General features: G+C 62.8%; 12 protein-coding genes, 1 tRNA gene and 2 pseudogenes. 9 read left to right on the top strand and 6 right to left on the bottom strand.

Annotated elements, in window-relative coordinates:
- Positions 1-405: 405 nt before the first annotated feature.
- The gene (locus tag QQK83_RS04590; RefSeq protein ID WP_284262124.1) at positions 406-1431 is read right to left on the bottom strand and encodes an IS110 family RNA-guided transposase; all 1026 of its coding nucleotides are present in this window, start codon (positions 1429-1431) and stop codon (positions 406-408) included.
- Positions 1432-1631: 200 nt separating this feature from the next.
- Between QQK83_RS04590 and QQK83_RS04585 the strand changes: the two are divergent.
- Positions 1632-1895: pseudogene (locus QQK83_RS04585) on the top strand (transposase); the annotation flags it as partial.
- Between the two features lies 1 nt (position 1896).
- Here the strand turns inward: QQK83_RS04585 and QQK83_RS19405 are convergent.
- The 3 genes and pseudogenes from QQK83_RS19405 to QQK83_RS04575 all read right to left on the bottom strand — a co-directional run.
- A pseudogene (locus tag QQK83_RS19405) lies at positions 1897-2036 on the bottom strand (IS256 family transposase); the annotation flags it as partial.
- A 124-nt stretch (positions 2037-2160) separates the two neighbouring features.
- Positions 2161-4275 carry a hypothetical protein gene (locus QQK83_RS04580; protein ID WP_284262122.1) on the bottom strand — a complete coding sequence of 705 codons (2115 nt, stop codon included), beginning with the start codon at positions 4273-4275 and terminating at the stop codon, positions 2161-2163.
- Positions 4272-4646: a hypothetical protein gene (locus QQK83_RS04575; protein ID WP_284262120.1), complete on the bottom strand. Its 375-nt coding sequence runs from the start codon at positions 4644-4646 to the stop codon at positions 4272-4274. The genes QQK83_RS04580 and QQK83_RS04575 overlap by 4 nt, the downstream gene beginning before the upstream one ends.
- 403 nt (positions 4647-5049) lie before the next feature.
- On the opposite strand from QQK83_RS04575, the gene QQK83_RS04570 reads away from it, so the two are divergent.
- The 3 genes from QQK83_RS04570 (at position 5050) to QQK83_RS04560 (ending at position 6981) form a co-directional block, all read left to right on the top strand.
- Positions 5050-5580, top strand: coding sequence for a hypothetical protein (locus QQK83_RS04570; protein ID WP_284262118.1), 531 nt, complete (start codon positions 5050-5052; stop codon positions 5578-5580).
- 77 nt (positions 5581-5657) lie between these two features.
- Positions 5658-5960: a hypothetical protein gene (locus tag QQK83_RS04565; RefSeq protein WP_284262116.1), complete on the top strand. Its 303-nt coding sequence runs from the start codon at positions 5658-5660 to the stop codon at positions 5958-5960.
- 43 nt (positions 5961-6003) lie between these two features.
- Positions 6004-6981, top strand: a complete 978-nt coding sequence (locus tag QQK83_RS04560) for a tyrosine-type recombinase/integrase (RefSeq protein WP_349816217.1) — start codon at positions 6004-6006, stop codon at positions 6979-6981.
- Positions 6982-7037: 56 nt separating this feature from the next.
- Here the strand turns inward: QQK83_RS04560 and QQK83_RS04555 are convergent.
- Together QQK83_RS04555 and QQK83_RS04550 are read right to left on the bottom strand one after the other, a co-directional pair.
- A tRNA-Met gene (locus QQK83_RS04555) sits at positions 7038-7114 on the bottom strand.
- Between the two features lie 54 nt (positions 7115-7168).
- Complete coding sequence (locus tag QQK83_RS04550; protein WP_284262112.1) at positions 7169-7585, bottom strand: RidA family protein; 417 nt, start codon at positions 7583-7585, stop codon at positions 7169-7171.
- Positions 7586-7819: 234 nt separating this feature from the next.
- Between QQK83_RS04550 and QQK83_RS04545 the strand changes: the two genes are divergently transcribed.
- The 5 genes from QQK83_RS04545 (at position 7820) to QQK83_RS04525 (ending at position 13221) form a co-directional block, all read left to right on the top strand.
- Positions 7820-8815, top strand: a complete 996-nt coding sequence (locus QQK83_RS04545) for an ABC transporter substrate-binding protein (protein ID WP_284262110.1) — start codon at positions 7820-7822, stop codon at positions 8813-8815.
- 61 nt (positions 8816-8876) lie between these two features.
- Positions 8877-9671, top strand: a complete 795-nt coding sequence (locus QQK83_RS04540) for an ABC transporter ATP-binding protein (RefSeq protein WP_284262108.1) — start codon at positions 8877-8879, stop codon at positions 9669-9671.
- Entirely contained in the window at positions 9668-10531 is an 864-nt protein-coding gene (locus QQK83_RS04535; RefSeq protein ID WP_284262106.1) for an ABC transporter permease, read from the top strand. Before QQK83_RS04540 ends, QQK83_RS04535 begins: the two co-directional genes overlap by 4 nt.
- Positions 10531-11808 carry a cytosine deaminase gene (locus QQK83_RS04530; RefSeq protein ID WP_284262104.1) on the top strand — a complete coding sequence of 426 codons (1278 nt, stop codon included), beginning with the start codon at positions 10531-10533 and terminating at the stop codon, positions 11806-11808. The genes QQK83_RS04535 and QQK83_RS04530 overlap by 1 nt, the downstream gene beginning before the upstream one ends.
- Complete coding sequence (locus QQK83_RS04525; protein WP_284262102.1) at positions 11809-13221, top strand: FAD-binding oxidoreductase; 1413 nt, start codon at positions 11809-11811, stop codon at positions 13219-13221.
- Positions 13222-13255: the final 34 nt, after the last annotated feature.

The raw sequence follows: 13255 nt of genomic DNA, 5'->3' as shown, positions 1-13255 counted from the left end.
CCGCGGCCCCGAGGCCTCCGAACGAACGCTCCAGAATCCAGCTTGGGTATGTCATTCTGCCCTCTAGCGTGATTTCTCAAGGCATTGCCCGTTAGTAGAGCGTATGGACAAAGACCCAAGATCGCTAGTGTTCTGCGACGCGTTTTTTTATTTTTCGTATCCCACAGGGTTCTCTAATCGCCTTGGTCAAGGGCTGATCTGCATCGGTTCATCCTGCGCGCCAGGCTCTGGGGTTCTCTCCGCGGTCGCCGCGAGGGACGCCGCATGTTTGCGTTCAGGGTTGGGCGGATCGAAGTGGTGTGCGCGGTTATTGCCGCAGCCGTGGGAGCGATCTCACCCTCGCCGCGCGTCCCGGCTGGACGCATTCGGGTGTGCTGAAGATCAGCGTCGTTTCGGTTTTGGGGTCTATGCCATCGCCGCCTCCTGGAAGGGCATGTTACTACGCCACATCGCGTGCAGGGTGACCGCCAGTTTTCGGGCCAGCGCGACCTTGGCCTTGCGCGGTCCAGTTCTTTCGGCAATCGCCTTGGCCCAGTCCCGCAGCCGAGGGCCGCCGAGGTTTCGGCAGTAAATCGCGTTCGCGGCCTCGAACAAACACTTCCTGGTGAAGGCGTCTCCCCGTTTTGACACGCGCCCGTTCCGGCTGATCTCTCCGGACTCGTAGCGTCTGGGTGTCAGCCCAAGATAGCCCCCCGCGCTGGACGACCGACGGAAGCGGGAGGCATCATCGAAGGCTGCGACAACCGCCATTGCCGTGATCGGTCCCACGCCAGGCGCGGTCATCAGCAGCCGGACCGTCGCATGCCGCCTGGCAACTGCCCGGATGCGGCTATCGAGCGCGGCGATGCGGGCGAGGATGTCGCGCCTAGCTTGCATGAGCGCTTGGAAGACCGGAACGAGCTCTGGGGCGACCGCCAGTTCGCCTTCGACGATTTCCTCGGCTCGGCGCTTGAACCCGCCGACCCGCTTTCCGAACATGATGCCAAAGGTCTTCAGCAGCCCCCGGATCTCGTTCTCCAGCCTGACCCGCATGCCGACCAGTGCGTCACGCGCTGTCAGCATCGCTCGGTTGACATAGGCATCATGACTCTTGATCTGCACGGCCTTGAACCAACCGGTGCGGACGATCTGCGCGAGTCCGCGGGCATCGTGCCGGTCGGTCTTGTTCGGCATCATCTTCAGCACGCCATTGGCGTGGCGCGCGTCGATGCAAACGATCGGGACCTGCCTTTCCATAAGGGCATTCCAAAACCAGACAGCCAGAGGCCCGGTCTCCATGCCAACCCGTTCGAGGTCTTCGGTTCGTTCGGCGAGCCAATCGGCTATCGCATCCGGGCAGCTTGGAACCTTGGTCTCCGCCATGATCGCGCCGTGCCGATCCACCACGCAAATCGCCGTCTCTTCTTGCGACACGTCCAGTGCAGCAAACATTCCCATCATATCCTCTATGTTCTGGACTTCGGAGGTTGCCGCAGCAACGCCTCCGTCCTTCACCACCATAGGCGGTAGGTTTGGCGTGGCGATTACGCTAAGTGTTGTAGGTTCTGGCTAAGATGGCCGCCGCCGAAGTTCCGGAAAGTTCTGGTTGCTGGCACCAACCCGGACTGGAGATACCACCGATTACCAATAACATGTTGAACCTGCGCGACCTCGTGGAGAAGACCCCCGAGGCAGATCTGCTACGCGAGATGACCGGCTTTTCCGCAGAACGGCTGATGGAGCTGGAGGTTGGAGTCGTTAAAGGCGCGGCCTGTGGCGAGAAGGACCCCAGTCGTCGGGCGCAGCGCAATGGCTATCGCGACCGAAATTGGCAGACCCTGACCGGGACGGTCGAACTTCGCATCCCGAAGCTCAGGAAGGGCAGCTACTTTTCAGGCTTCCTCGAACCGCGACGAATTCATTGCGGCCAGCGCCGATGATGGCTTCCACATCAGTCTCCATGATCAGTTGCAGCGCAGCTTCGGCGATACTGCCACGGAAGCACCCTGATCGTGCCTGGCCAACAGCTCGGACAGGTCGATGTGCGTCTTGGTCATCGGCGTCTGCGTATGGTCTGTGGTTGAAGTCGCCAAACTCCACCTCGAAAATGGACCTCGATGGCCGCCCGGGATCACACCGCCGACGGCGATGAAATTACACCAGCTCCCCGGACGCTAACGGTCAGAACGGATCGAACGATGTGCTGTCATCCTCGATCGAAGGTTCGTCCCCGGCAAGCCGGAAGGCGCCTTCCACAGCGTCGAGGACGGCATCGGATGCGGTCAGGACCCAGGTCTCGCCAGCGACCAAACTGATCCACGCGCTCCCCGCCTCGTGGGGCAGACCAACTTCATTCGGATCGCCCAGCGACAACCGGAGGGAGATGCGCGCGCCCGGTTCGACCGTTTCTGCCACCTGCCGGATCCTGGCGATCACATGCGCGCGGGTGGCTGGTCCGCTGGAGTCGAGAGCCATTCCATCATCGTCCGCAAATCGTGATGAAGCGTTTGGATCCATGCGTCCTGCGCCTCGAGCCGCTGCCCCAACCACTTGAACGCCTCCTCCTCGGCCCTCGGCAATTCTTCCGCTTCGGAAAGTTTCGTGAGCGCCTCGGCCGCCGCCTCGAGATGCGTCGCGATGCTGGAGAAACTCTCGAGGAGTTCGGTCAGCCGCTGAGTCAGGCCTTGTTCCGCCTTCTCCTGAGCCTGCAACAGGTCGTGCAGCGGCAGGATAGCCTGCAGGATCTGATCGAGTTTCCGGCCGATGTCCAAGGCGACCTTCTGGGCGTCGGCGAACGGCGAGTTGTCGGGAGAGGGCTGCATTCATGGTCTCCAGTGCGGTTTTACATTCTTCAAGATGGCGAGGAAGCTTCGGGGGGATGGCGCGCAGGGCATGCTGAAAGGTCAGTCGGGCGATCACGCCCGGCAGGACCGCTCGCAGGCGTCGGGCAAAGGACGTCAGGATCGATCCGGGACCTTGGGGGCCACCCAGGAACTCAACAATTTGGTCAAGCGGGTGATGGCTTCGTCCCTGGCCCGGATCTCGGCCTCCAGCGCCGCGATCTTTTGGTTCTGCGTCCGCAGTTCGCGATGGAACGCCTGCGCCAGCGCGTCGACCCGAAACAGGAGCTCCCGTTCCATCGTCGTCAGGCCGGACAAGGGGGGCAGGCTCGGGGCTGCGGTCATGATATGTCTCCGTTTCATGAAGTTGCGTCGCGTGACTGATCCGCCTTGGCGGGATGATGCGGGTCTGCCGGGAACTCGGTTGATCGAGGAAGCTGGCGGCATCGAAGGTCGGGACCGGCAGATCCGCGAGCCTGAAGCGATCGACGTTGAACGCGGTACGGCGCTCCCACCCCGCCTGCAGACGCGCCGCGGCATCGGCCAGCTGATCGGCACGGGCCCCGTCATCCAAGACCACCGGCTCTGGCCGCAACACTTCGGGCGATGAAAACGCGCGGGAGAAGATCAGGCCACGAAGCTTGATCCGGTCGCGCGGAAGTGCGTCCTCGGCACCGATGGTGATGTGGTCGTTCGCGACCTTGAGCACCGTCATGTCGTATTCCGGCGCGTGTTTCGCAAGCCAGCCTTCGACATCGGCGCGGCTCCTGATCTCTTCCGACAGGACGGCGGCGACGATGCGGTCGCAGATGATTTCCTGAACGGTCGGTTCCCATTCGCTACCGGATCGCAGGACTGCTGCACGCTTCTTCACCAGGAAACCCGGCATCGTGAACCACTGCCGCCGCGCCGGGTCACGCGGATCGGCCCATCCATGTTTGGTGTTAAGAAGATCCTCGAACGCGTCCCAATAGGCCCGACTTTCGCGACCCGGTGGATCCGGATTGAAACAGCGCAGCTGTCCATCGGGTCGCCGAATCCACCTGGGAATGGTGATGTTCAGCTCGAGGTTGCCGCAATGCGTGTGCGTCGACACGAGCAACGGCGGGCGGCAGGCCTCAGGAATACCGGAAAAAGCAGCCTCCATATACATCGAGAGAACATTCGCTACCTGAGCGCGGGCTTCCGGCGATCCGGCATTGAAGGCGTCGACGTCAATGTCCTCGTCCGCAAATGAAAGAACGAGCGACCTATACTTGTGCTTTCCTGGCGCCGCCCGAATTGCGGCTCGCATCAGAACAGGATCGCCGATCAGGACCTCTGGTGGAGGAACCCGCCGGAACAATTCCTTCCCGTTTCCGTCCGGCTTGAGGACATATTCATCGACGAGATATCCGACGACATCAGTTTCGGCACCTGCCGTGTCGGCGGAATATTTCGCGGGCAGGACCATCATTCTTCCGGTCCTTCCTCGGCTTCCCGAAACCGGATTACGTACGATGGTGGGAGAACTGCCCGGCGAAATTGCCGCTCGATGCTGGTCAGTTGAGCCGCAATGCGCACGGCATCGATCTCGGGTGCAGCCTCCGCGATCTCTGTTGCGATGGCCTGAAGCATCCCGGAGGCCTCGGACAGCGCGGCGACTGCGAGGGCCTTGCTATGTACCCGGATCGGCGCCTGCCTGAGATGACACGCATACAGATACCGGCCTGGCGCAAGTCCGGAAGCCTTGGCAGAAACCTCGACATCGAGGCGCTCGGCCTTTGTGAGATAGAGCGCGTCCCACCGCATCCGGCGATCAGCGTCGGGTTTCCTTGGTCGGGTCATCGGGTTTCTCCTGAAGCGCCTCCCCGGGTTTTGCCCCGGGTTTCGAGGTGTCTTGCTGTAGGATTGGCCAGGCGGGCTGCAACAACACGCACAAAATGCGCCCGTGTTCACCATGATGACGCAAGACGATGCACGAGTCGTGCAGGACAAGCGAATATCGCCGCATCGATAGCGTCTTTGAAAAATTTTTGCATCGGCCACGCGCTTCGATGAATGGGAAAGCGCTATAGACTGAGGCCAGTTTAACTGGCCTCAGTCTATAGCGGCCAGCGCATAACTCAATTGAAAATCGGCAGGGACGCAGCGTGATAGGGGGGTTTTCCACATAAATCTTCACAGGCCCCGTAGGCTTTTTCACCTCTGCCTCGTATTTTTGGGGAGAGCAGACCCACGGAGGCGAATGATGGAAGACGATTACCCTGACGACGAGCAACAGAGGCTCATCGAGGAAAGACTGTTCGAGCTAGCGAGGGCCGAACCGATCAAGAAGCGCGGCCATGTGCTCCGCAAGCTGATCTCTCAGTGGCGCTTTATCTTGCATGAGCGTCGGCGGGGCAGGCAGATCGAAGGCATCGTGAGACTTCTTGCGAAAATGAATATCCATGTTTCTGAGGGCACTGCACGAAATTATATCCCGCAGATCGCACGTGCAGTTGAAGCCCTCGAACTCGATGAAAATACGTCTCCGTCCGACGATGACGTGTACAAAATGATAATTCTCCTCGCAAAGAAAAAACCTATTCCTGAATCAGCTCCGCCGTTGTCTCTTGCACCAATTGGCAGGAGATCTGGAAACAGTGAGGCTTGTCTGACCGAAAAGGAGTCGGAAGTGCAGGAAGACAAGAATGGAGAAAATGATGATAGCGCCCATAGCTTTTGGGAGAGCATTCTTGAAAGTCAGAATTTGAACACGCAAGCGAGATCTGACCTGTAGAAATATCGTATGAAAATAAATTTTTGAAATCTGGAATGGAAAAATAAAAATTTGAAGATCATGAAATCATCTTAAGAGTGGATCACTATGATGAAAAAAGGCTTACAAAGCAATATTTCTCGTATCAGCCCGGTCTCCGCGACCACGGCAATCATCATTTTGTAGGCCTCATAATGTCGCGTCGGCCTGCATCCTTTTCAGCCAAGGACGTCACCCGAGCCCTCAAGGCGACGGTCGCGGCGGGAGAAAGCATCGACCGCGTGGTGCTGCAGACTGACGGAACCATTGTAGTTTACACGAAGGCAAAGGGAACCGAGGCCAATAGCGCTCCCTCACCTTACGAAGACTGGAAGGCGAACAGAAATGCGCGTTCATCTTAAAGGGATTAATCAGGTCACCAAGAGGTTGGCTGACGGATCTCGGGTGACCTACTACTATGCATGGAAGGGTGGCCCCCGGCTGCCCGGAAAGCCCGGCGATCCTGAATTTGCTACTGCTTATTCAGAAGCTTGCGCTAAGCGGGCAGCTAAGCCGAAAGATGTCTTGCAATCGATCTTCGACGCCTATCTGGCGTCACCAAAATTTAATGACCTCGCTCCGCGGACCCGCAAGGACTACCTCAAGCATGTCCGCAAGATCGAGTCCGAGTATTCCGACTTTCCGGTTGCCGCTCTGACCGACCGGGCGGCCCGTGGCGAATTTCTGAGCTGGCGCGATCGGCTGGCGAAGGCATCCCGGCGGCAAGCCGACTATACCTACTCCGTGCTTGCGCTGATCCTTGCATGGGCATTCGACCGCGGCATGGTCCCGAGCAACCCCTGCGAACGACCGGGCAAGGTCTACCGGTCCGACCGGATCGACAGCATCTGGACACACAAGGACGAGATGGCGTTCCTTGAGTCGGCCCCCAAGCACATTGGTCTCGCCTTCATGCTTGCCCTGTGGACCGGGCAGCGGCAGGGCGACCTTCTACGCCTGCCTTGGTCGGGCTATGACGGACAAACCATCAGGCTGCGCCAAGGCAAGACGAAGGCCCACGTCGCAATCCCGGCGGGGGCTCCGCTCAAGGCCTTGCTGGATGCGACCCCGAAAAAAGCTGTGACCATCCTCAGCACCACACGGGGGGCATCGTGGACAGAAGGCGGCTTCAGGGCATCCTGGCGCAAGGCTTTCAAGGCCGCAGGGCTAGAGGGAGTGACCTTTCACGATCTGCGGGGCACGGCGGTTACGCGGCTCGCCATCGCCGGATGCACGGTTCCCGAGATTGCCGCCATCACCGGACACAAGATGTCCCAGGTGACCGCTATCCTCGAGGTCTACTTGAGCCGCGATCCTGCCCTCTCGGAATCGGCCATCCGCAAGCTGGAAGCGTACACAAAGGGAACAAAATCTCCCAACTGAACACCCAACTACGAGAACGTGTCGGATGCAGAAGGCCGAAAATGCCAAGGAAACGGTGGTAGCGGAGGAGGGACTTGAACCCCCGACACGCGGATTATGATTCCGCTGCTCTAACCAACTGAGCTACTCCGCCAAACCGTGCGCGGAGGTAAGCCAGCCTGCGCAGCCCGTCAACCACAAAAAACGGTCATCCTGGCGGAAGGCGCGCGGCGGTCACCTCGACCTCGACCTTGAACTCCGGGCGGGTGAAGCCCGAGACGATCACGAGCGTCGAGGCCGGAAGCCGCTCCATGCGGGCGCACCAGGCGTCGCGGGCGGCCATGTAGCCGGCCATATGGGCACGATCCGTCACGAAGGCGTTGATGCGGACCGTATCGGTCGGCGAAAATCCCGCCTCGGCCAGGATCGCCTCGCAGGCGGCGAAGCACAGCTCGGCCTGCGCGCGCACCTCTTCGGGGATGACGTCATCAGCCGTTATCCCCAGTTGCCCCGAGGTGAAGACCCATTCCGCCCCGGCGGGGACATGCGTGCCATGGGCATAGGCAGCGAAGGGCGGGCGGATCGCGGCGGGACAAAGCGCGGTTGGTCGGGGTGTCAGAGGCATGGGTCACCTTCCTTGGCAGGGGTCCAGTCAAGGCACACCCCCCCGCGATGTCCAGCATGGAGGGCAGGCCCGGACCGTGAAACCGCGGCGGATTTGAGCAAATCACGTGCGATTGCCCGATTTCTCCGCAGAAACCCCGCGAAACGGGACCGGCAGAGCGGTCGCGCCTTATGCGCCTGCGCGCTCAGCTTACGCTTCGGCCTGTCACCAACCACCAGCGTGGAGAATCCAGGGATGTATCGCACCACCGCACTTGCGCTCGTCGGCGGCCTCATGGGCAGCGCCGCGGTCGCACAAGACCTGACGCCCGTCACCTTCGGCACCAACTGGCTGGCCCAGGCCGAGCATGGCGGCTTCTACCAGTCCGTCGCCGACGGCACCTATGCCGCATGCGGCCTCGACGTGACCATCGTTTCGGGCGGCCCGCAGGTGAACAACCGCGCGCTTCTGATGGCAGATCGCATCCAGTTCCACATGGGCGGCGACCTGTTGCAGGCCTTCAATGCCGTGGCAGAGGACGTGCCGGTGGTGGCCGTGGCCGCAACCTTCCAGAAGCATCCGCAGGTGATCCTCGCCCATCCCGGCGTGGCCGACAGCTGGGAAGAGCTCAAGGATCTGACGCTCCTGATCGGGGACAACGGCTTCACCTCCTATTACCAGTGGATGATCGCCGCCCACGGGTTCACCGTCGAGCAGCGCCAGCCCTACACGTTCAACCCGGCGCCCTTCCTTGCCGATGACCAGCTCGGGATGCAGGGCTTCCTGTCCTCCGAGCCCTATCTTGTCGAGACAACCGGCGGCTTCACGCCAAATGTCTTCCTGATTGCGGATGCGGGCTATGCCACTTACGCCACCACGGTCGAGACGATGGCGAGCACGATCGAGGAAAGCCCCGAGGTCGTGGAATGCTTCGTCGAGGGGTCGATCCTCGGCTGGTACAACTACCTTTACGGCGACAATGCCGGGGCCAACGCGATGATCCTCGAGGCCAACCCCGACATGACGCAGGACAAGATCGACTACGCCATCGGCAAGATGATCGAATACGGCATCGTCGATTCGGGCGATGCTCTGACGCTGGGCATCGGCGCGATGACCGACGAGACCGTCGGCGGCTTCTACGAGGCGATGGTCGAAGCGGGCGTGGTCGAGGCCGGGCTCGACTGGCAATCGGCCTACACGACGCAATTCGTGAACCAGGGTCTCGGGCTCGAGCTGCGGCCCCAGTGATCCGACCCATGGCGGTCCGCCTTGCCGCGGGCCGCCCCCGTCCCCTAGCCTCCGAGGCATCATGGCCGTTCGTCCCCACGAGACCCTGCCGCTCGGGCAGCGCCCGCCGCTGCTGCGGCTGACCCATGTCGACAAGATCTTCGGCGGCGACGTGGTCGCGCTGAAGGACATGTCCCTTCAGGTGAACCAGGGTGATTTCATCTCGCTTCTCGGACCGTCGGGCTGCGGCAAGTCTACCGCGCTTCGCATCATCTCGGACCTGATGCATCCCACCCGCGGCCGCGTGGAGTGGGAAGGAGGGCACGGGCGCGGCGACCTGGGTGTCGTGTTCCAGGAACCCACGCTGATGCCCTGGGCCACGGTGGCGCAGAACGTCTGGCTGCCGTTCCGGCTGGCGGGGAAAAGCTACGCCGAGGTCAAGGACGACGTGCTCGAGGTGCTGCGCCTTGTCGGGCTGGAGAAGTTCCTGAACGCCTACCCGCGCGAGCTGTCGGGCGGCATGAAGATGCGCGTCTCGATCGCGCGGGCGATCGTCACGAACCCGCGGCTGATCCTGATGGACGAGCCTTTCGCGGCGCTGGACGAGATCACGCGCCACAAGCTGAACAACGACCTTCTGAAGCTCAAGGAACAGATCGGCTGCACGGTGATCTTCGTCACCCATTCGGTCTTCGAGTCCGTCTTCCTGTCCGACCGCATCGTCGTCATGGCCGCGCGCCCCGGTCGCGTGCTGACCGAGCTTCAGGTCGACGCCCCCTACCCCCGCGGCGAGGAATTCCGCACCTCGCCCGAATATGCCGCCCATGCGCGGCGCGCCTCGGAGGCGCTGAAGGAAGCGATGGGAGAACCCGCATGAGCCTTGCCGACGACCAGACGCTTGGCACGACCGAAACCCGCGACGAGGACGAGATGCGCCGCGCCCGCGCCGCACGGGTCGAGCGCACCGCAAAATGGGCGCTGCCCGTGGGCATCATGGTGCTGGCCATCCTCGGTTGGGGCTGGATCGTCAGCGCCAATGACATCCCGCACTATATCCTGCCGGGGCCGGACCGGGTCTGGGGCAGCCTTGTCGATGACTGGGCCATGCTGATCGACGCGGCCTACCTGACCGGGTGGATCACGCTTCTGGCGCTGCTCCTGGCGGTGGTCGGCGGCGCGGGGCTCGCCATCCTATTCAACCAGTCGAAGATGCTGGAACTGAGCTTCTACCCCTATGCCGTGATCCTGCAGGTCACGCCCGTCGTCTCCATCGCGCCGCTGATCTTCATCTATGTCGACAGCAAGGTCGCGGGGATGCTGCTGTGCGCGTGGCTGGTGGCGTTCTTTCCGGTCCTGAGTTCCACCACGCTGGGGCTGAACAGCGTCGATCACAACTTGCGCGACCTGTTCCGCATCTACGGCGCGAACCGCTGGCAACGGCTGCGCTACCTGCAACTGCCCTCGGCGCTGCCCTATTTCCTCGGCGGTCTGAAGATCGCGGGCGGCCTGTCGCTGATCGGCGCGGTGGTGGCGGAACTGGTCGCGGGCACGGGCGGGATCGGTTCGGGCCTTGCCTTCCGCATCCAGGAGGCAGGCTACCGCCTGAACATCGCGCGCATGTTCGCGGCGCTGGCGCTGGTGGCCGCGATGGGCGTCTTCATCTTCGCGGCCCTTAGCGTGCTGTCGCACCTCCTGCTGCGCAAGTGGCACGAAAGCGCCGTGAGCCGGGAGACATGATGGATTTCACCCAGCTTCCGCACGGGGACGTGACGCTGACAAACGTCACCGTCCCCGCCTGCCTGATCGGTCAGGAGGGCGACCTTGTCCGCACCGACATCTCGATCTCGGGCGGGCGCATCGCCGGGCCGCAACCCATTGCCGTGGACATGAAGGGGGCGATGGTCTTTCCCGCCTTCGTCGACATGCACACGCATCTGGACAAGGGCCATATCTGGCCGCGCAGCCCGAACCCCGACGGCAGTTTCATGGGCGCGCTGACGACCGTGCGCGCCGACAGTTCCGCGCGCTGGAGTGCCGCCGACCTGCGCCCGCGGATGGACTTCTCGCTGCGCTGCGCCCATGCGCACGGCACGCGTGCGATCCGCACGCATCTCGACAGCATCGCGCCGCAGGACGACATCACATGGCCCGTCTTCCGCGAGCTGCAAGCCGAGTGGGCGGGCCGCATCGCGCTGCAGGCCGTCTGCCTGATCGGCTGCGACAAGTGGACGGACGACAGCGGGGCCTTCGGCCACACCGCCGACCTCGTGGCGGAGACGAAGGGCGGTGTGCTGGGGATGGTCACCTACCCGATGGACGACCTGCGCGACCGCATCCGGGGCTTTTTCGCGCAGGCCGAGGCGCGCGGGCTGGACGCCGATTTCCACGTGGACGAGACGATGGACGCCAGCGTCGAGACACTGCGCGACATCGCCGAGCTGAAGATGGAGACGGGGTTCTCGGGGCGCGTCGTCGTGGGGCATTGCTGCTCGCTCTCCGCGCAGGACGAGGGCCGCGCGATGGACACGCTCGATATGGTCGCAAAGGCCGGGATCGACGTGGTCAGCCTGCCGATGTGCAATCTCTATTTGCAGGACCGCACGCCACAGGGCACGGCCCGCACGCCGCGCCGCCGGGGGATCACGCTGGTCCACGAGATGCGCGCGCGCGGCATCCGGGTCAGCTTTGCCTCCGACAACACGCGTGATCCGTTCTACGCCTATGGCGACATGGACATGCTCGAGGTGATGCGCGAGGCGACGCGGATCGGGCACCTCGACCATTCGCGCAGCGACTGGACGACAAGCTTCCTGACCGATCCGGCGGCAAGTTGCGGCTTCGAGGCCCCCTCGCTGGCCGAAGGCGCGCCCGCCGACCTCGTGATCGTCAAGGCGCGCAGCTGGACCGAGCTTTTCGCGCGGCCGCAGGCCGACCGGATCGTGCTGCGCCGGGGCGAGCAGATCGACCGCAGACTTCCCGATTACGCTGAACTCGACGAGCTGATGAGGACCTGAATGCAACCGAACGTCGCCGCGGCCAAGGCCGCCCTCGCCCATATCGAGCAGGACGAGAACCCGGCCACCATCCGCGCGAAAAGCCGCGATTTCTTCTGGTATTCGCCCGTCCTGAAGGAGGCGATGGACCACCTCGAGGCGGATTTCGTGGTGAACCCGAAATCCGAGGCCGAGGTGATCGAGGTGCTGCGCACCTGCTATGCCCATGACGTGCCGGTCACCACCCGCGGCGCGGGCACCGGCAATTACGGTCAGGCCATGCCGATGCGCGGCGGCTGCGTCATGCACCTGCGCCACCTCGACAAGGTGAAGGAGGTGACACCGGGCCGCGTCGTCTGCGAGCCGGGCATCCTGCTGAAAGACCTCGATGCCCATTGCAAGGCGCATTCCGGGCAGGAAATCCGCATGTTCTCATCGACCTGGGCGACGGCCACGATCGGCGGCTTCATCGCCGGCGGCTCGGGCGGTGTCGGCTCGGTCCATTGGGGGTCTTTGCGAGACCTGGGCAACATCATCCGCCTGCGCGTGGTGACCATGGAGGAAGAGCCCCGCGTTCTGGAGTTCCGCGGCGAGGAACTGGCCCGCGTCAGCCACGCCTACGGCACCAACGGCATCATCACCGAGCTGGAGCTGCCGCTGGCCCCCGCCTATGACTGGGTCGAGATCTTCGTGGCGACCAAGGATTTCATTAAGGCCGCGCGCTTCACCGATGCGCTGGCCAACCAGGACGGCATCCTTCTGAAGCTTGCGAGCGTCTACGAGGCGCCCGCACCCTACGACTATTTCAGCCGCGTGAAGCCGCATATCGAGGCCGACGACACGCTGATCGGCCTGATGGTGGCGCCGCATTCGATGGACGGGTTCCTGACCTTCCTCGGGCGGCACCCCGAGGCGCGGATGATCTACCGCTCGGATGACAACGACTGGCCCAAGACGCCCGGCCCGGTCTTCGAATACGGCTGGAACCACACGACCCTGCGCGCGCTGAAGGTCGATCCGTCGATCACCTACCTTCAGGTGCGCTACGGCTTTCCCGAGCATCTGAAGCTGATCGAGAAGATGCGCGATGCCCTGAGCCCCGAGGTTCTGCAGCATCTCGAGGCGATCCGCATGGAGGGCAAGATCGCCTTTGCCGGTCTGTCGCTCGTGAAGTTCACCACGAAGGAGCGGCTGGACGAGATCGTGCGGATGCACGAGGAGGCCGGCGCGCTGATCTTCAACCCGCATCGCTACACGCTGGAGGAAGGCGGGCGGCAGTCCGCGGACCAGCGCCAGCTGGATTTCAAGCGCGAGGCGGACCCGAAGGGGCTGCTCAACCCCGGCAAGATGGTCACTTGGGACACGCCCGATTTCGACTATGCCGAGATGTACCGCTATCCCGCGATGACCCCCAAGCCGGAGGCGGCGGAGTGACGGGGTTTCGCCTCGCTGCGCGAGGCGACCCGCC

Source organism: Roseicyclus amphidinii (genome assembly GCF_030163755.1).
Classification (GTDB): domain Bacteria; phylum Pseudomonadota; class Alphaproteobacteria; order Rhodobacterales; family Rhodobacteraceae; genus Roseicyclus; species Roseicyclus amphidinii.
The sequence above is the reverse complement of the archived record's forward strand: the minus strand, read 5'-3'. Positions and strand labels throughout refer to the sequence as shown.